The sequence below is a fragment of the Gammaproteobacteria bacterium genome, from assembly GCA_034522055.1.
Lineage (GTDB): Bacteria > Pseudomonadota > Gammaproteobacteria > JAABTG01 > JAABTG01 > JAABTG01.
This window is the reverse complement of record JAXHLS010000002.1, coordinates 919,004-936,863: the sequence shown is the minus strand read 5'-3', so window position 1 is coordinate 936,863 and position 17,860 is coordinate 919,004. Positions and strand designations below refer to the sequence as shown.

At 67.3% G+C, this 17,860-nt stretch carries 17 protein-coding genes; all 17 read left to right on the top strand.

The window, feature by feature from the left end; all coding sequences use genetic code 11:
* The first annotated feature begins 41 nt into the window (after nt 1–41).
* Complete coding sequence (gene alaC, locus U5S82_04575) at nt 42–1,235, top strand: alanine transaminase (protein ID MDZ7750933.1); 1,194 nt, start codon at nt 42–44, stop codon at nt 1,233–1,235.
* Between the two features lie 4 nt (nt 1,236–1,239).
* Nucleotides 1,240–2,556, top strand: a complete 1,317-nt coding sequence (locus tag U5S82_04570) for a homoserine dehydrogenase (GenBank protein ID MDZ7750932.1) — start codon at nt 1,240–1,242, stop codon at nt 2,554–2,556.
* Between the two features lie 144 nt (nt 2,557–2,700).
* Entirely contained in the window at nt 2,701–3,843 is a 1,143-nt protein-coding gene (gene thrC / locus U5S82_04565) for a threonine synthase (GenBank protein MDZ7750931.1), read from the top strand.
* A 14-nt stretch (nt 3,844–3,857) separates the two neighbouring features.
* Nucleotides 3,858–4,904: a hypothetical protein gene (locus U5S82_04560; GenBank protein MDZ7750930.1), complete on the top strand. Its 1,047-nt coding sequence runs from the start codon at nt 3,858–3,860 to the stop codon at nt 4,902–4,904.
* A gap of 14 nt (nt 4,905–4,918) precedes the next feature.
* Complete coding sequence (recJ, locus tag U5S82_04555; protein MDZ7750929.1) at nt 4,919–6,649, top strand: single-stranded-DNA-specific exonuclease RecJ; 1,731 nt, start codon at nt 4,919–4,921, stop codon at nt 6,647–6,649.
* Nucleotides 6,650–6,808: 159 nt separating this feature from the next.
* Nucleotides 6,809–7,033 (top strand): AbrB/MazE/SpoVT family DNA-binding domain-containing protein, encoded by a 225-nt coding sequence (locus U5S82_04550; protein MDZ7750928.1) that lies wholly within the window; start codon nt 6,809–6,811, stop codon nt 7,031–7,033.
* The gene (locus tag U5S82_04545) at nt 7,020–7,460 is read left to right on the top strand and encodes a type II toxin-antitoxin system VapC family toxin (protein ID MDZ7750927.1); all 441 of its coding nucleotides are present in this window, start codon (nt 7,020–7,022) and stop codon (nt 7,458–7,460) included. Before U5S82_04550 ends, U5S82_04545 begins: the two co-directional genes overlap by 14 nt.
* Before the next feature lie 131 nt (nt 7,461–7,591).
* Nucleotides 7,592–8,690 (top strand): peptide chain release factor 2 gene (prfB, locus tag U5S82_04540; GenBank protein MDZ7750926.1). Its coding sequence is split into 2 segments (ribosomal slippage): nt 7,592–7,666 and nt 7,668–8,690, totalling 1,098 coding nucleotides; the frame shifts between segments, so codons are not numbered across the junction.
* 45 nt (nt 8,691–8,735) lie between these two features.
* Complete coding sequence (lysS, locus tag U5S82_04535; protein ID MDZ7750925.1) at nt 8,736–10,238, top strand: lysine--tRNA ligase; 1,503 nt, start codon at nt 8,736–8,738, stop codon at nt 10,236–10,238.
* Nucleotides 10,239–10,527: 289 nt separating this feature from the next.
* On the top strand, nt 10,528–10,935 hold the full coding sequence (locus tag U5S82_04530) for a hypothetical protein (protein MDZ7750924.1): 408 nt from the start codon (nt 10,528–10,530) through the stop codon (nt 10,933–10,935).
* A gap of 12 nt (nt 10,936–10,947) precedes the next feature.
* Complete coding sequence (locus U5S82_04525; GenBank protein ID MDZ7750923.1) at nt 10,948–11,805, top strand: DUF692 domain-containing protein; 858 nt, start codon at nt 10,948–10,950, stop codon at nt 11,803–11,805.
* Nucleotides 11,795–12,583, top strand: coding sequence for a putative DNA-binding domain-containing protein (locus U5S82_04520; GenBank protein ID MDZ7750922.1), 789 nt, complete (start codon nt 11,795–11,797; stop codon nt 12,581–12,583). The genes U5S82_04525 and U5S82_04520 overlap by 11 nt, the downstream gene beginning before the upstream one ends.
* A gap of 311 nt (nt 12,584–12,894) precedes the next feature.
* Nucleotides 12,895–13,518, top strand: coding sequence for a DoxX family protein (locus tag U5S82_04515; GenBank protein MDZ7750921.1), 624 nt, complete (start codon nt 12,895–12,897; stop codon nt 13,516–13,518).
* Nucleotides 13,519–13,641: 123 nt separating this feature from the next.
* Complete coding sequence (locus U5S82_04510; protein MDZ7750920.1) at nt 13,642–15,273, top strand: acetolactate synthase large subunit; 1,632 nt, start codon at nt 13,642–13,644, stop codon at nt 15,271–15,273.
* 44 nt (nt 15,274–15,317) lie between these two features.
* Complete coding sequence (locus tag U5S82_04505; GenBank protein ID MDZ7750919.1) at nt 15,318–16,757, top strand: aldehyde dehydrogenase family protein; 1,440 nt, start codon at nt 15,318–15,320, stop codon at nt 16,755–16,757.
* A 49-nt stretch (nt 16,758–16,806) separates the two neighbouring features.
* Nucleotides 16,807–16,938: a hypothetical protein gene (locus U5S82_04500; GenBank protein MDZ7750918.1), complete on the top strand. Its 132-nt coding sequence runs from the start codon at nt 16,807–16,809 to the stop codon at nt 16,936–16,938.
* Nucleotides 16,939–16,949: 11 nt separating this feature from the next.
* A complete protein-coding gene (locus U5S82_04495; GenBank protein MDZ7750917.1) occupies nt 16,950–17,738 on the top strand; it encodes a glutaminyl-peptide cyclotransferase in 789 nt (262 codons plus the stop codon).
* The last annotated feature ends 122 nt before the right edge of the window (nt 17,739–17,860 follow it).

Here is a 17,860-nt window from a genome sequence, read left to right as displayed (position 1 = left end):
TGTCCGCCCCGTTCCGGCCCCCTCCTCAGGATTGCTGCCTCGTGATTGAAGAATTCCCGCGTATCAAGCGTTTGCCGCCGTACGTCTTTGCGTCGGTCGATCAACTCAAGGCCGAGGCGCGGGCCCGGGGCGAGGACATCATCGATTTCGGCATGGGCAACCCCGACCGGCCCACGCCCCGCCACATCGTGGACAAGCTGGTGGAAGTGGCCCAGCGCAACGATACCCACCGTTACTCCATGTCCCGGGGGATCCCGCGCCTGCGCCGCGCCATCTGCAACTGGTACAAGGTTCGCTACGATGTGGACCTCGACATGGACGAGGAGGCCATCGTCACCATCGGCTCCAAGGAGGGGCTGGCCCACCTGGCCCTGGCTACCGTGGAGCCGGGGGATGCGGTACTGGTGCCCAACCCCTCCTATCCCATCCACCCCTGGGGCTTCGTCATCGCCGGGGCCGACATCCGCCACGTGCCCATCGGCGCCGACGTGGACTTCTTCGCCGAGATGGAGAAGGCCATCAAGGATTCCTGGCCCAAGCCCAAGCTGCTGGTGCTCAACTTCCCCAGCAACCCCACCACCCAGTGCGTGGACCTGGAGTTCTACGAAAAGGTGGTGGCCATCGCCCGCGAGCACGAGATCTGGGTGATCCAGGACCTCGCCTACGCCGACCTGGTGTTCGACGGTTACGAGGCCCCCTCCATCCTCCAGGTGCCCGGCGCCAAGGAGGTGGCGGTGGAGTTCTTCACCCTCTCCAAGAGCTACAACATGCCGGGCTGGCGGGTCGGTTTCATGGTGGGTAACCGCACCCTGGTGGGGGCCCTGCGGCGCATCAAGTCCTACCTGGACTACGGTATCTTCACCCCGGTGCAGGTGGCCGCCATCGCCGCCCTGGAGGGGCCCCAGGACTGCGTGGAGGAGATCCGCACCACCTATCGCAACCGCCGCGACGTGCTGTGCCAGGGGCTGAACGCCGCCGGCTGGCCGGTGGAGCCCCCCAAGGCCACTATGTTCGTGTGGGCTCCCATCCCGGAGCCCTACCGGGAGATGGGGTCCCTGGAGTTCTCCAAGAAGCTGCTGCGGGATGCCAAGGTGGCGGCCTCGCCGGGGGTGGGATTCGGGGCTTACGGCGACGCTCACGTGCGCTTCGCCCTCATCGAAAACGAGCACCGCACCCGCCAGGCGGTACGCGGTATCCGCAGCATGCTGCGCAAAGACGGCATTACGGGGGATTGATACCTTGGAACCGGTAAGAGTGGGTTTGATGGGGCTCGGCACCGTGGGCGGGGGCACCGCCACCGTGCTGCGCCGTAACGGTGCGGAGATCGCCCGGCGGGCCGGTCGCGGTATCGAGATCAGCCACGTGGCGGCCCTCAATCTCGATCGCGTCGCCGAGCTCGGCCTCGACGGGGTGCGCCAGAGCAGCGATGCCATGGCGGTGGTGGATGACCCCGCCGTGGAGGTGGTGGTGGAACTCATCGGCGGCTACGACCTGGCCCGCATCCTCATCCTCAAGGCCATCGAGAACGGCAAGCACGTGGTGACCGCCAACAAGGCCCTCATCGCCCACCACGGCAACGAGATTTTCCTGGCCGCCCAGCGTCGCGGCGTCATGGTGGCCTTCGAGGCGGCGGTCGCGGGGGGCATACCCATCATCAAGGCCATGCGCGAGGGGCTCGCCGCCAACCACATTCAGTGGGTGGCCGGCATTATCAACGGCACCGGCAACTTCATCCTCACCGAGATGCGGGACAAGGGCCGTGCCTTCGCCGACGTGCTGGCCGAGGCCCAGGCGCTGGGCTATGCCGAGGCCGACCCCACCTTCGACGTGGAGGGCATCGACGCCGCCCACAAGCTCACCATCCTGGCCTCCATCGCCTTCGGCGTGCCCCTGCAGTTCGACAAGTGCTATACCGAGGGTATCGCCGGCATCGCCCCGGAAGACGTGGCCTACGCCGAGGAGCTGGGCTACCGCATCAAGCACCTCGGCATCACCCGCCGTACCAACGGTGGCATCGAGCTCAGGGTGCATCCCACCCTCATTCCGGAGCGCCGCCTCATCGCCAACGTGGACGGCGTGATGAATGCCGTGCTGGTGATGGCCGATGCCGTGGGTCCCACCCTCTACTACGGCGCCGGTGCCGGGGCCGAACCCACGGCATCGGCGGTGGTGGCGGACCTGGTGGACGTCACCCGGGCCCTGACCACCGACCCCAACAACCGCGTGCCCCATCTGGCATTCCAGCCCGACGCCCTCAACACCGAGCTGGCCATGGTGGACATGGAGGAGGTGGAGACCGCCTACTATCTGCGCATGCAGGTGCGGGACCAGGCCGGCGTGCTGGCGGACATCACCCGTATCCTCGCCGACTCCGGCATCTCCATCGAGGCCGTCATCCAGAAGGAGCAGGCCATCGGCACCGAGCGGGTGCCCCTGGTGCTCCTGACCCACCGCGTGCGCGAATGCAGCATGAACGAGGCCCTGGTCCGCATCGAGGCCCTGGAGCCCGTGGCCGGCGGCGTGACGCGTATCCGGGTGGAGTATCTCAACAGCTAGTGAATAGTGATAAGGCAGTGAATAGTGAATAGTGAATGGTGAATAGTAGACACTCGCTCAGTGGTTGCTTTTACCATTCACTATTCACCATTCACTATTCACCTTCATCCATTCTCCATTCACCAAAGGGAACAAGTTCCTGCCATGACCTTCCGCCCCCGCTACACCGGCCTCATCGAGAAGTACCGCGACCGGCTGCCTATCCATGACGACACCCGCATCATCAGCCTCGGGGAGGGCAACACGCCCCTCATCCGCCTGAACAACATCCCCCGGGCCCTGGGCCGGGAGGTGGAGATATACCTCAAGTACGAGGGCCTCAATCCCACCGGCTCCTTCAAGGATCGGGGCATGACCATGGCGGTGACCAAGGCGGTGGAGGAGGGCAGCCGGGCCATCATCTGTGCCAGCACCGGCAACACCTCGGCGTCGGCGGCGGCCTACGCCGCCCGCGCCGGCATCACCGCCTTCGTGCTCATACCCGACGGCAAGATCGCCATGGGCAAGCTGGCCCAGGCCATGATGCACGGCGCCACCATCATCCAGATCAAAGGCAACTTCGATGCCGGCATGCAGCTGGTGAAGGACGTGGCGGAGGAGGCCCCGGTGACGATCGTCAACTCCATCAATCCCTATCGCCTGCAGGGCCAGAAGACGGCGGCCTTCGAGATCATCGAGGAACTGGAACGGGCCCCCGACTACCACTGCCTGCCCGTGGGCAATGCCGGCAACATCACGGCCCACTGGATCGGCTACTGCGAGGCCTCCTCCGGCTCCGGCGAGCACCTCACGGAGGCCTGCAGCTTCTGTCACGGCAACTGCACCTATGCCGGCGGCTCCCTGGTGGGTACGCGGCCCAAGATGGTGGGTTACCAGGCCGCCGGCTCCGCCCCCTTCATACGCGGCGCCATGGTGGACGATCCCGAGACCGTGGCCACCGCCATCCGCATCGGCCATCCCCAGTCCTGGGACTATGCCTGGAAGGTCTCCAAGGAGTCGGGGGGCTGGTTCGACGAGTGTACCGACGACGAGATCCTACTGGCCCAGAAGCTGCTGGCCGAGAAGGAGGGGGTGTTCTGCGAGCCGGCCTCCGCCGCCTCCGTGGCGGGCGCCCTGCGGGACTTGGAGAGCGGGCGCATCCCGGAGCACAGCACCGTCGTGTGCACCCTCACGGGACACGGCCTCAAGGATCCGGATACCGCCATCAGCCAAAGCAAGGCTCCCATGCTGGCCATCGACGCCGAGCTGGGTGCCGTGCGCCAGGCCATCCTTGATAACCTCGCCTGAGGAGACGGCGGTGTATGGTGGCCGCTGACGCGCCACGTATCACCCTGTTCCTGCCCGGACTCTTCACCCTGCCCCTGCGGGAGGCGCCCGCGGCCCTGCTTGCGGGGCTGGGGCTACCGGTACTGGCGCGCCTGCTGGGCCGTGGCGCCGCCGCCCCGGCACCGGCGCGGGGCATCGAGACGGCCCTGTTCCACCTCTTCGGTCATCCCACCCGGGAGCCACCATCGGCCGCCGCGGCCACGGCCGTGATGGACGGGGTGGCCGCGGATGGACACTGGGTGTTGCGGGCCGATCCGGTGCACCTGCACACCGACATCAGCAAGGCCATCCTCTTCGGACCCGACACCTTTCGCCTGGACGCCGCCGAGGCTACCGCGCTCGTCCGGGACATCGTGCCCCTGGCGGCGGCCCGGGATTGGCGGTTGGAGATGCCGGCCCCCGCACGCTGGTACCTGGTCGCCGACGAACCCCTGACCATCGAGGCGGGGAGCCCGAAGCGCTTGGCCGGGGCGGATGTGCGCCGGCACCTGCCGGGCGGGCCGGAGGGTGCCCAGTGGCGGGGGGTGTTGAACGAGATCCAGATGACCCTCCACGACCATCCGGTGAACCGGGCCCGGGAGGCCCGGGGGGAGCCCGTCGTGAACAGCCTGTGGATCTGGGGTGGCGGGGTGCCCGTGGCACCGGGCGCCCACCGCTGGACGGGGGTATGGGGCGGCGACGACCTGCTGCGCGCCCTCGCCGGAGAGGCTTGGCGCGGCCCCGCGCCCGCCGCCGCCCCGCCCCCCCGCGACATGGCGCCGGGGGTCCATCTCTTCATGGTGGAGGACGCCTGGCAGGCGGTCTGCTACGGCGACGTGGAGGCGTGGCGGGAGGCTCTGGGGACCGTGGAGCGGAACTGGCTCGCCCCCCTGGAGGAGGCCCTGCGCGGTGGCGCCATCGCCGAACTGGTACTCCATACGGAGAATCGCAGCCTGGCCCTCGATCGCCGCGCCGCCCGCCGCTGGTGGCGGCGGCCGGTGGCGCCCGTGGCGGTGGACCTGTGGCAAGTACTGGAACGATGACCCCGCGGCGCATCCTGCGGCGGGACCCCGGGCCGGTGCCCCCGGCCTTGGCCGGGAGCCTGCCGCCGCTGCTGGCGCGGATCTACGCCAGCCGCCGGGTGGCCTGCGGGGAAGAGCTGGACTATTCCCTCGCCCGCCTGCTGCCCTACAGCCGCCTCAAGGGCATCGAAGGGGCCGCGGCGCTGCTGGCCGAGGTGATGGCGGCGGGTGGCCGCATCCTGGTGGTGGGGGATTACGATGCCGACGGTGCCACCAGCACCGCCCTCATCATGGGGGTGTTGCAGGCCCTCGGCCACCGCAATCTGGCCTATCTGGTGCCCAACCGTTTCGAGTTCGGTTACGGCCTCAGCCCCGAGATCGTGGCGGTGGCGGCGGCCCAGGACCCGCCGCCGGACCTCATCATCACCGTGGACAACGGCATCTCCAGCGTCGCCGGCGTGGCGGCGGCCCGGCAGGCGGGGATGCGGGTCATCGTCACGGACCACCACCTGCCCGGCGCCGAGCTGCCGGCCGCCGATGCCATCGTCAACCCCAACCAGCCCGGCTGTGACTTTCCCAGCAAGGCCCTGGCCGGGGTGGGTGTCGCCTTCTACCTCATGGCGGCCCTGCGGGCGGTGCTCGCGGCCCGCGGCTGGTTCGAAGGCACGGGGGTGGCCCGACCCAACCTTGCGGACTGGCTCGACCTGGTGGCCCTCGGCACGGTGGCCGATGTGGTGGCCCTGGATGCCAACAACCGCCTCCTCGTGTCCCAGGGCCTGGCGCGCATCCGCGGCGGCCGCGGGCGCCCCGGCATCGCCGCCCTGTGCCGGGTGGGGAAGCGGGAGCCGGCGGAGCTGGTGGCCAAGGATCTCGGCTTCGCCGTCGGGCCGCGGCTCAATGCGGCGGGGCGCCTGACGGACATGGCCCTGGGCATCGAATGCCTGCTGGCCACGGATGAGGCGCAGGCCCTCGAGATGGCCCGGGAGCTGGACGCCCTCAACCAGGAGCGCCGCGCCGTGGAGGCGGACATGCAGGCCCAGGCGCTCGCCATCCTGCGGAGCATGAAGCTGGACAGCAGCCGGCTGCCTCCCGCCCTGTGCCTCTACGATCCGTCGTGGCACGAGGGGGTGGTGGGGATCCTCGCCTCCCGCATCAAGGAGCGCGTACACCGGCCGGTCATCGCCTTCGCGCCGTCGGCGCGGGGCAACGGGGAGATCAAGGGCTCGGCCCGCTCCATCCCCGGGTTGCACATCCGCGATGCCCTGGATGCCGTGGCCGCCGGCCATCCGGGGCTGGTGGATCGCTTCGGCGGCCACGCCATGGCGGCCGGCCTGTCCCTGGACACCGCTCGCCTGGAGGCCTTCACCGGCGCCTTCCAGGCCGTGGTGGGCGGGCTCGTGGACGGGGACATGCTGGAGGCGGTGGTCCATTCCGATGGCGCGGTGGGAGCGGAGGAGTTCTGCCTCGCCACCGCCGCCGCCCTGCGGGATGCGGGACCCTGGGGCCAGGGCTTCCCCGAGCCGGTATTCGATGGCGAGTTCGAGCTGCTGGACCGGCGGGTGCTGGGGGATCAGCACCTCAAGATGACGGTGCGTATACCCGGCACCGAACGGGTGGCCGATGCCATCGCCTTCAATCACACGGACGAGGAGTGGCCGGGGGGCGTGCGGCGGGTGGTGTTGGTCTACCGACTGGACGTCAACCACTACCGTGGCCGCCGCAGCCTGCAGCTCATGGTGGAGCACGTGGAGCCCGTGGCCGGCTGAGGTCCTGTCGGCGACTCATTACGGCGACACCCGCCTGAGGGCCCCGCACGCCACCAGGCGGTGGAGCAACCGCAGGGCCGCCGTGTGGCGCTCCCGTTTGCCGTCGCCCCCGCCAGGCTTTACTATTTACAAAAGGTAAAACTGCGTACGGCAGGGTCTATGCATAAAGTCAGCGCAAAGCGGCAAGTCACGCTGCCGAAGGAGTTATGTGATCTCGCGGGTATCAGCCCCGGCGACCTTGTAGAGATCTTCGAGGTTGACGGCAAGCTGACGGTGATAAAGAAGACTGCCGGCGCGAGCCGGGGCAGCCTCGAACATCTGAAGGCGTTGGAGCCGATCAGTGATGAGGCGTCACGGCAGGATGCCCTGCATGATCGCCGTTGACACCAATGTGCTGCTGCGACACGTATTGCAGGACGATCCGGACCAATCATCCCGGGCCTCTGCCGTGATGGCACGCCATTCATCCGTGCTGATCACGGACGTGGTGCTCGTGGAATGCCTGTGGACCCTCTGTGGCAGGAAATACCAGGCGAGCAGGGATGACATTGCCAAGCTGATCAATGACCTGTTGTGTGAACCCCGGGTGGTGTTCGAAAACCCTCAGGCCGTGTGGGCGGCGTTGAACGCATTCATGGCTGACTACCCACCCCAGGATGTCGATGGCCGTCGCCGCAAGTTGCCGTATTTCGCGGACGCCCTCATCGTCCATAAGTCCCGCGTGCTGGCCCACCAGGCGGGCGAAAGGCTGGATGGCGTCTATACCTTTGACAGCGGGGCGTTGCATATCGCCGGCACCGAACGACCCTGACTCTATGACAACCGGACGCGGGGCCGCGGCTGCCTGTGCCGGGCTGGCGTCCGCGCTCGGGCGCTATGTCAGGTCCTGTGCCTTGGTGTACCATGACTTGGTTTTGTCCAACCCGTTTCGGCAGGCGACTCATGTTCGAGCAAACCGCAATCCTACAGCACATCAAAGACCTCAAAGGGCGTACCGAGTCCCTGAGGGGGTATCTTTGACTACGCGGAGAAGAAGGCCCGGCTGGAGGAGGTAGAGCGGGAGCTGGAACAGCCCGACGTCTGGAGTGACCAGGAGCGCGCCCAGGCCCTGGGCCGGGAACGGGCCGCCCTCGAGAAGGTGGTGAGCACCATCGACGAGCTGGACGCCGGCATCGGCGATGCGGCGGGCCTGCTGGAGATGGCCATCGATGAGGGCGATGACGCCACCGCGTCCGCGGTGGTCGCCGATCTGGAGGCCTTCGAGGGCCGTCTGGCGGAACTCGAATTCCACCGCATGTTTTCCGGCGAGATGGACGCCGCCAATGCCTTCCTGGATATCCAGGCCGGCTCCGGCGGCACCGAGGCCCAGGACTGGGCCGAGATGCTGCTGCGCATGTATCTGCGGTGGACCGAGAAGCACGAGTTCGCCACGGAGATCATGGAAGTGACCGAGGGCGAGGTGGCGGGCATCAAATCGGCCACCGTCAAGGTCATGGGCGAATACGCCTTCGGCTGGCTGCGCACGGAAATCGGCGTCCACCGCCTGGTGCGCAAATCCCCCTTCGATTCCGGCAACCGGCGCCATACCTCCTTCGCGGCGGTGTTCGTCTCCCCCGAGGTGGACGACTCCGTGGAGGTGGAGATCAACCCCGCCGATCTGCGCATCGATGTCTACCGCGCCAGCGGCGCCGGCGGCCAGCACGTCAACCGCACCGAGTCCGCCGTGCGCATCACCCACGGCCCCTCCGGTATCGTGGTGCAGTGTCAGAACGACCGCTCCCAGCACAAGAACAAGGACCACGCCATGAACCAGCTCAAGGCCAAGCTCTACGAGCTGGAGATGCAGAAGCGCCGCGCCGCGGCCCAGCAGGTGGAGGACGACAAGTCGGACATCGGCTGGGGCAGCCAGATCCGCTCCTATGTCCTCGACCAGTCCCGCATCAAGGACCTGCGCACCGGCGTGGAGACGGGCAACACCCAGGCGGTGCTGGACGGCGGCCTGGACGAATTCATCGAGGCGAGCCTGAAGAGCGGTCTTTGACACCGCCGGCCCTGTCCGCCGCACCCGAGGGTATTCTTTAGAACCATGAGTGAAGACGAGAACCAACTCATCGCCCAGCGCCGCGACAAGCTGCGGGAGCTGCGCGAGGCGGGCAACGCCTTTCCCAACGACTTCCGCCGCGATGCCCTGGCCGGGGAAGTCCTGGCGGCCCACGGCGACAAAGACAACGAGGCCCTGGAGGCGGCGCCGGTACGGGTGGCGGTGGCCGGCCGCCTCATGAGCCGGCGGGTCATGGGCAAGGCCAGCTTCGCCCACATCCAGGACATGAGCGGACGCCTGCAGCTCTTCATTCAGCGCGACAGCCTGCCGGAAGGCGCCTACCAGTACTTCAAGAAGGACTGGGACGTGGGGGACATCGTGGCCGCCGAGGGCGTGCTGTTCCGCACCAAGACCGGGGAGTTGTCCGTCAAGGCCGACCACATCCGCCTGCTCACCAAGAGCCTGCGGCCCCTGCCCGAGAAGTTCCATGGCCTCCACGACCAGGAGACCCGCTACCGCCAGCGCTACCTGGACCTCATGGTGAACGCCGAGGTGCGGGACACCTTCCGCACCCGAACCCGCATCATCGACTACATCCGTGCTTTCCTCACGGGCCGCGGCTATCTGGAGGTGGAGACGCCCATGATGCAGGCCATCCCCGGCGGTGCCGCGGCGCGCCCCTTCGTTACCCACCACAACGCGCTGGACATGAAGCTCTACCTGCGCATCGCGCCGGAACTCTATCTTAAGCGGCTGGTGGTGGGGGGCTTCGAGAAGGTGTTCGAGATCAACCGCAATTTCCGCAACGAGGGGGTCTCCACCCAGCACAACCCCGAGTTCACCATGCTGGAGTTCTACGAGTCCTATGCCGACTACCGCGACCTCATGGACCTCACCGAGGCCATGCTGCGGGGCCTGGCCGAAGAGGTGCTGGGCACGAACCGCGTGGCCTACCAGGGGGAGACCTACGACTTCGGCCGTCCCTTCGAGCGCCTCACCCTCAAGGAGGCGGTGTTGCGCCACAACCCGCAGCTGACGGGGGCCGATGTGGAGGACCTGGCCGCGGCGCGGCGAGTGGCCGAGGGGCTCGGCGTGCCCCTGAAGGAGGGCTACGGCCTCGGCAAGATCCAGCTGGAGATCTTCGAGAAGACGGTGGAGCACCGCTTGCGGGAGCCCACCTTCATCACCGCCTATCCCACGGAGGTCTCGCCCCTGGCCCGCCGCAACGACGCCGAGCCCTTCGTTACCGACCGCTTCGAATTCTTCATCGGCGGCCGCGAGATTGCTAACGGGTTCTCAGAATTGAACGACGCCGAGGACCAGGCGGAACGCTTTCGCCAGCAGACGGCGGAGCGCGATGCCGGCGACCAGGAGGCCATGTACTACGACGCCGACTTCGTCACCGCCCTGGAATATGGATTACCGCCTACGGCGGGAGAGGGGATCGGCATCGACCGCCTGGTGATGCTGCTCACGGACTCCCCCTCCATCCGCGACGTGTTACTGTTCCCCTACATGCGCGTGAAGGGTGCCGAACCGGCCGACTGATCCTTGCTGATCCTTACTGATCCGGAACATCCTGCCCCGCGTAGGGTCTTATACTGTTCGGCGCCGGTTCCCCGTGGGGCCGCGGCCTGCCGAACTTGCGTAGCCGACGGATGAAACACAACAAGAATGAGTTATATTCAGTGAGCCCGGTGGTCTTGGCCCCCAATTATCGCTGAAATAATCGGACGGGGTGCCCGGTCTGATGCAGGGAACCGAACGCGACCATCCGAGGCCGTCGGCATCCCGTATATGTTTTTAGGTTTTAAATCACTTTCTTAGGAGAAGCACAATGAGCGACAACACCAGCAAGAAGCCCCTCGCCCTGGCCATCGGTACCGCCTTCGCGGCGTCTCTGGCGGCCGCCCCCATGGCCAACGCCGCGGAGAACCCCTTCGCCATGAACGAGCTTTCCGGCGGCTACATGCAGCTGGCCGATAGCCACGAGGGCAAGTGCGGCGAAGGCAAGTGTGGTGGCGAGAAGAAGGAGGCCAAGTCCGAGGGTAAGTGTGGCGAAGGCAAGTGTGGCGGCGAGAAGCCCGCCAAGGCCGAGGGCAAGTGCGGTGAAGGCAAGTGTGGCGGCGAGAAGCCCGCCAAGGCCGAGGGCAAGTGCGGCGAAGGCAAGTGTGGTGGCGAGAAGCCCGCCAAGGCCGAAGGTGAGGGCAAGTGCGGCGAAGGCAAGTGCGGCGGTAGCAAGTAAGACGACCGAGCCATGAACGACCCACGTTACCACGTTCATGGCGCCGGTCTGGGTCTGCGGCGGGCCCTCATGGACCCGCTCGCAGATCGCAACCCCGCCCAGGTGGGCTTCTACGAGGTGGCCCCCGACAACTGGGTGGGCGCGGGCGGGGCCCTGGGCCGCGGCCTGCGCAGATTCACCGAGCGTCATGACTTCGTGGCCCACGGTCTGTCCCTCAATCTGGGTGGCCCCGCGCCGCTCGACGAGGCCTATCTGCATCGTCTCAGGCATTTTTTGGACGACCACGGCTTCAAGGCCTTTACCGAACACCTCTCCTACTGCGCCGACGACGGCCACCTCTACGATCTGATGCCCATCCCCTTCACGGGTGATGCCGTCAGCCACGTGGTGTCCCGGATCCGTCGCACCCAGGATATCCTGGAGCGCCGCATCGCAGTGGAGAACGTCTCCTACTACGCCGCCCCCGGGCGCGAGATGGACGAGATAGAATTCATCAACGCGGTCCTCCAAGAGGCGGACTGCGACCTGCTGCTGGACGTCAACAACATCTACGTCAACAGCGTCAATCATGGTTACGATGCCGCCGCCTTTCTGGCGGCCCTGCCCGGGGAGCGGGTGTCCTACGTTCACGTGGCCGGTCACTACAAGGAGGCGGACGACCTCATCGTGGATACCCACGGCGCCGACGTCATCGACCCGGTATGGGCGCTGTTGCAGCGCGCCTACGAGTTCTTCGGCGTCATGCCCACCCTGCTGGAGCGGGACTTCAACATCCCCCCGGTGGACGAACTGCTGCGGGAGGTGGACACCATCACCCGCCTCCAGGAGGAGGCACCCCGGCTCCCCGCCGCCATCAGCCATGCCGGCTGAGCAACCCGACTTCATCCGCCGGCAGTACGCCTTCGCGGCCCACATCCGCGACCCCGAGGCCAACCCCGGCCCGGCGGACGTGGAAGACCGCCGCATGGGGATCTACCGCGAACTGTTCTTCAACAACGTGTCCGGTTTCCTGGCCGGCACCTTTCCGGTACTGCGCGACATCTACGGCGACGCGGCCTGGGCCCGGCTCATGCGCGAGTACTTCGCCACCCACCGCGCCCATACCCCCCTGTTCCTGCAGATGCCCCAGGAGTTCCTGAAATACGTGGAAGAGGAGCGCGGCGAGGTTCCCGGCGACCCGCCCTTCCTGGGGGAACTGGCGCACTACGAATGGGTGGAGCTGGCGCTGTCCGTGGACACCCGGGAGGTGGACGACACCCCAGCCCGGGCGGACGGCGACCTGCTGGACGGCCATCTTGTGCTGAGCCCCCTGGCCTGGCCCCTGGCCTATCGCTTCCCCGTGCATCGCCTCGGTACCGACTTCCAGCCCCAGGAACCCCCCGCCCAGCCCACCTACCTGGTGGTCTACCGCGACCGTGCCGACCACGTGGGTTTCCTGGAACTCAATGCCGTCACCGCCCGCCTCCTGGAACTCCTGAACGCCGATGCCCCCCCAACGGGCAGGGAGGCCCTGGCGCAGATCGCCGGAGAACTCAACCATCCCGACCCGCAGGTGGTGGTGGAGGGCGGGGTGCAGATCCTCACGGACCTCAAGGCCCGGGATATCGTCCTGGGGACGGCGCCCGCAGGGAGCCCACCGGCCGCGTGACGCGGCCCGCCCGCCGGCGGCCATCCATAGCCCCGGCCCTGATGGGTGTAATGCCGCGTTTATTCTGCCGGTCCTTGCTTTGACTTAACGTGAAAGTCGCGAAGCACGAACTCCCCCTCTCCCTCTGGGACAAATCCGTCGGGAACGGATTTGAACGCGCCTTGGCGCGGCCCGCAGGGCGAAGGGCAGGATGCCCGGAGTACAGGGATGGGGTGAGGAAACGAACATGGCGATACGCGCTCCTCTTTCATCATTTCGGGTGGCGCGTATCGCCATGAGAGTTAACATCGCACATAACGTCGGGAGCCCCCATGCAAATCATCGTCAATATGCTGAACCGCCTGCAGGATGTACTGGACGCCCTGCGGGCCGTGGATTTCCTCGGACCTCTGGCCCTGCGGCTCTATCTGGCTCCGGTGTTCTGGGTCGCGGGGACCAACAAGCTGGGGGCGGACTCCCTGGCGCCCAGCCCGGATATCGTCTCCTGGTTCGGCAACCCCGACTGGGGTCTGGGCCTGCCGGCGCCGGAATTGATGGCCTGGCTGGCCACCTACACCGAGATCATCGGCGCGGTCCTGCTGCTGCTGGGGCTGGCCGTGCGCTGGGTGAGCATCCCCCTCATGGTCCAGATGCTGGTGGCGACCTTCTCCGTGCACTGGGAGAACGGCTGGCAGGCGGTGGCCGATCCCATGAGCCCCTTTCCACCCGCCGATATCGACGGTGCCATGGAACGCCTGGATGCCGCCAAGTCCATCCTGCAGGAGCATGGCAACTACGACTGGCTGACGGGCAGCGGCAGCTTCGTCATCTCCAACAACGGCATCGAGTGGGCGGTCACCTACTTCGTCATGCTGCTGGCGTTGTTCTTCGTCGGCGCCGGCCGCTGGCTCAGCGTGGACCACTGGATCCACCGGGGCTTTCGGGACAATACCTGACCCGACGCGGGTAAAAGTTTCCTGCCATGTTGCTAGGGTGAGACTGTCGGCCGGGCCTCCGAAGCCTGGTCCGGCAACCTTTGCGGCCGTCGCCGTGTCCATGAATCCCCAGGAGCCCCCCTCATGAAAGCCGCCGAACTCTTCATCCGCTGTATCGAGAACGAAGGCACGGAATACGTCTTCGGCATCCCCGGGGAAGAGAACGTGGACGTGATGGACGCCCTGCTGGACAGCCCCCTGCGCTTCATCACCACCCGCCACGAGCAGGGGGCGGCCTTCATGGCCGATGTCTACGGCCGTCTCACCGGGCGCGCCGGGGTCTGCCTGTCCACCCTCGGGCCCGGGGCCACCAACCTCATCACGGGGGTGGCGGATGCCAACATGGATCGCGCGCCCCTGGTGGCTATCGCCGGCCAGGGGGCCACCACGCGCCTGCACAAGGAGAGCCACCAGATCCTGGACCTGGTGAACATGTTCGAGCCCATCACCAAGTACGCCACCCAGCTGCGGGAGCCGGAGATCATCCCCGAGGTGGTGCGCAAGGCCTTCAAGGTGGCCCAGGCGGAGAAGCCCGGCTGCGCCTTCATGGACTTCCCCGAGAACATCGCCAAGATGGACGTGGAGGGTGCGCCCCTCAAGGTGCAGAGCCCCGCCATGCCCCACCCGCCGCGCCAGAAGATCGCCCAGGCGGCGAGCCTCATCCGCGATGCCCGCTTCCCCATTATCATGGCCGGCAACGGCGTCATCCGCGCCGGCGCCAGCGAGCAGCTCGTGCAGTTCGCCGAGCACCTGCGCATCCCCATCGCCACCACCTTCATGGCCAAGGGAGTGATCCCCTTTTCCCATCCCCTGGCCCTGGGGGCGGTGGGGCTGGGCTCCAAGGACTACGTGAACTGCGGTTTCGACCGCGCCGACCTCATCCTGTGCGTGGGCTACGACATGGTGGAATATCATCCCAGCCGCTGGCATATGGGCAAGGACAAGCAGATCGTCCACATCGACACGGAGGCGGCGGAGGTGGACGAGCATTACATCGTCGCCAGCGGCCTGGTGGGCAGTATCTCCGCCGCCCTCACGGGGATCGTCGAGGAGATGGCGCCCCGCCCGGAACCTGCCATCAGCGGCCTGCGGCAGGTCATCGTGAGGGAGATGGAGGAGTTCGCCCATGACTCGGGCTTTCCCATCAAGCCCCAGAAGATCCTGTGGGACCTGCGCCAGGTGCTGGGGCCGCGGGACGTGCTCATCTCCGACGTCGGGGCCCACAAGATGTGGGTGGCCCGCAGCTACCAGGCCGAGGTCCCCAACACCTGCATCATCTCCAACGGCTTCGCCTCCATGGGCATCGCCGTGCCCGGCGCCCTGGCGGCCCGCCTTGCCGATCCGTCGCGGCGGGTGGTGGCCTTGACGGGCGACGCCGGCTTTCTCATGAACAGCCAGGAGATGGAGACCGCGCTGCGGGTGGGCGTCCCCTTCGTCATCCTCATCTGGAGCGACGCCAAATACGGCCTCATCGAGTGGCACCAGCTCAAGGCCTTCGGCCGCAGCAGCCACATCGACTTCGGCAATCCGGACTTCGTGAAGTACGCCGAGAGCTTCGGTGCCAAGGGCTACCGGGTGGGCTGCGTGGATGAACTCAAGCCCATCCTGGAGACGGCTCTGGCGGACGATACCGTGTCCGTCATCGACTGCCCGGTGGACTACCGCGAAAACATGAAGCTGACCCAGAGGCTGGGCGAGCTGGTGTGCCCCACCTGAGAGCCACTCGGCACCGTCAACCACATGATCCACAGGAACCTCCCATGAGTGAACACTTCGATATCCTCGTCCCCGGCGCCACCGGCAACGGCGGGCTGCTGGAAGTCACGGCGCCCTACGACGGCAGTCCCATCGGCAGCGTCACCACCGCCGGCGCCGCCGACGTGGAACGGGCCCTGGCCACCGCCCATGCCCGCTACCGGGACCGCGCCGGCTGGTTGTCCGGGGCCCGGCGCATGGCGGTGTTGGAAAAGACCGCGGCCCTCATGACCGCTGCCGCCGAGACCCTGGCCCTGGAGGCGGCCCGGGAGGGTGGCAAGCCCTTGGCGGATTCCCGGGTGGAGGTGGCGCGGGCCATCGACGGCATGAAGAACTGCACCGAGCTGTTGCGCCACGAGGGCGGCGGCGAGGTGCCCATGGGCATCGACGCCGCCTCGGCCGGGCGCCTCGCCTTCACCCATCGCGAGCCCATGGGCGTGGTGGTGGCCATCTCCGCCTTCAATCACCCCCTGAACCTCATCGTCCACCAGGTGGGGCCGGCCATCGCCGCCGGCTGCCCGGTGATCGTCAAACCCGCCGAGGACACGCCCCTGTCGTGCATGCGCCTCGTCACCCTGCTGCGGCAGGCGGGCCTGCCCGAGGCCTGGTGTCAGGCCCTGGTGGTGGACGACACCGCCCTGGCCGAGGGTCTGGCGACGGATCCGCGGGTCGGTTTCCTGTCCTTCATCGGCAGTGGCCGGGTGGGCTGGACCCTGCGCTCCCGGCTGGCCCCGGGCACCCGCTGCGCCCTCGAGCATGGCGGCGCCGCCCCCGTCATCATCGCCGCCGACGCCGATCTCGACGACGCCCTGCCCCTGGTGGCCAAGGCCGGCCTCTACCATGCCGGCCAGGTTTGCGTGTCGGTGCAGCGGGTGTATGCCCACGAGTCCATCTTCGATGGCGTCGTGGCTGGGCTGGCGGCCGAGGCGGCGGCCATGGTGGTGGGTGACCCCACCCGCGAGGACACCGATATCGGGCCCCTCATCCGTCCGGCGGAGGTGGACCGCGTGGAGGAGTGGGTCAGGGAGGCGGCGGCGGGCGGCGGTACCATCGCCACCGGCGGGGACCGATTGTCGGACACCTGCTTCGCGCCCACCATCGTCGCCGGCCCCGACCCCTCCGCCCGCCTGAGCCGCGAGGAGATCTTCGGGCCGGTGATCGCCATTTACCCCTACCGGGACCTGGAACAGGCCATGACCACGGCCAACGACCTGCCCTTCGCCTTCCAGGCTGCGGTGTTCACCCGGGACATCGATACCGCCATGGCGGCCTACGGGGGCCTCGACGCCAGCGCCGTGATGATCAACGACCATACCGCCTTCCGGGTGGACTGGATGCCCTTCGCCGGGCTGCGCCAGTCCGGCCTGGGGGTGGGCGGTATCCCCTATACCTACCGTGACATGACGGTGGAAAAGATGATGGTCATCCGGTCCCCTGCTCTTTAACGTGAAAGTCGCGAAGCACGAATGGCGAGAGGAAATCCTTCTCTCTACATTGCGTCGTTTCCATGCCCGCATCGTCCAGGACAACGGCCTCTCCCTGCCCCTGGACCAGCTCTTCCCGGAGCCCAACCCACGCTCCGCCACCACGCCGGCCGCAACCATTGCCCGGGGGGCATCCAACTGAAAGGTGCTGCCATGGGCGCCGTCCGATGCCTGGCGCGCCGCCTGGCCTTCTTTCTGCTCCTGCTGCTGGGACCCGCAAACAGCGGCGCCGCCTCCTGCTCCGCCCCCGCCGTGGCCTACGAGGTGGTGGCCCACCACGACCACGATCCCACCTTCTTCACCCAGGGCCTCGCCTTCACCGATGACGGGACCCTGCTGGAAGGCACGGGGCGCTACGGCCGCTCCCTGCTCACGGCCCGCACCTTCCCCGGGGACGAGGCGCTGGTGCGGATACCCCTCGCCCATCACCACTTCGGCGAGGGCGTCACGGCCCTGGGAGAACGGGTATACCAACTCACCTGGAAGGCGGGTGAGGCCCGGGTCTACCGCCTGCCGGAACTGGAGCCCATGGCCGTCCACGCCTACGAGGGGGAGGGCTGGGGCCTCAGCCACGACGGCGAGCACCTCATCACGAGCGACGGCTCCCACGAACTGGCCCTTCGCGACCCCGACGATTTTTCGCTGGTGCGCCGCCTGGCGGTGCACCTGGACGGCCGGCCCCTCCAGGGCCTGAACGAACTGGAATACGTCGCCGGCACCCTCTACGCCAACGTCTGGCCTACCGACTGCATCGCCCGCATCGACGCCACCAGCGGCCGCGTCACCGGGATGCTGGATCTGTCACTCCTGCGCCGTGCCATGCCGCCCCTGGCCACCGAGGCCGTGGCCAACGGTGTCGCCTTCCAACACCCCAGCGGCCACCTGCTGGTCACCGGCAAACTGTGGCCCCGCCTGTTCGAACTCCGCCTCCAAGACCCCTGAGCCCGCTATCGCCCGTATCTCCGCCCATCCCTGTTACCCCGGTCTTGTTTTTAACCACGAAACACGCGAAAGATACGAAAGTAAAAGAGACAATAGGCAAAACACCCCGGAGTCTTTCCGGG

Bases quoted from the DNA above. Each gene is read 5' to 3' on its own strand.
- U5S82_04550 (MDZ7750928.1), top strand. From the start codon at position 6,809: ATGCATAAAGTCAGCGCAAAGCGGCAAGTCACGCTGCCGAAGGAGTTA.
- U5S82_04545 (MDZ7750927.1), top strand. From the start codon at position 7,020: ATGATCGCCGTTGACACCAATGTGCTGCTGCGACACGTATTGCAGGAC.
- U5S82_04560 (MDZ7750930.1), top strand. From the start codon at position 3,858: ATGGTGGCCGCTGACGCGCCACGTATCACCCTGTTCCTGCCCGGACTC.
- U5S82_04495 (MDZ7750917.1), top strand. From the start codon at position 16,950: ATGGGCGCCGTCCGATGCCTGGCGCGCCGCCTGGCCTTCTTTCTGCTC.
- U5S82_04525 (MDZ7750923.1), top strand. From the start codon at position 10,948: ATGAACGACCCACGTTACCACGTTCATGGCGCCGGTCTGGGTCTGCGG.
- U5S82_04505 (MDZ7750919.1), top strand. From the start codon at position 15,318: ATGAGTGAACACTTCGATATCCTCGTCCCCGGCGCCACCGGCAACGGC.
- U5S82_04530 (MDZ7750924.1), top strand. From the start codon at position 10,528: ATGAGCGACAACACCAGCAAGAAGCCCCTCGCCCTGGCCATCGGTACC.
- lysS (MDZ7750925.1), top strand. From the start codon at position 8,736: ATGAGTGAAGACGAGAACCAACTCATCGCCCAGCGCCGCGACAAGCTG.
- U5S82_04510 (MDZ7750920.1), top strand. From the start codon at position 13,642: ATGAAAGCCGCCGAACTCTTCATCCGCTGTATCGAGAACGAAGGCACG.
- thrC (MDZ7750931.1), top strand. From the start codon at position 2,701: ATGACCTTCCGCCCCCGCTACACCGGCCTCATCGAGAAGTACCGCGAC.
- U5S82_04520 (MDZ7750922.1), top strand. From the start codon at position 11,795: ATGCCGGCTGAGCAACCCGACTTCATCCGCCGGCAGTACGCCTTCGCG.
- U5S82_04515 (MDZ7750921.1), top strand. From the start codon at position 12,895: ATGCAAATCATCGTCAATATGCTGAACCGCCTGCAGGATGTACTGGAC.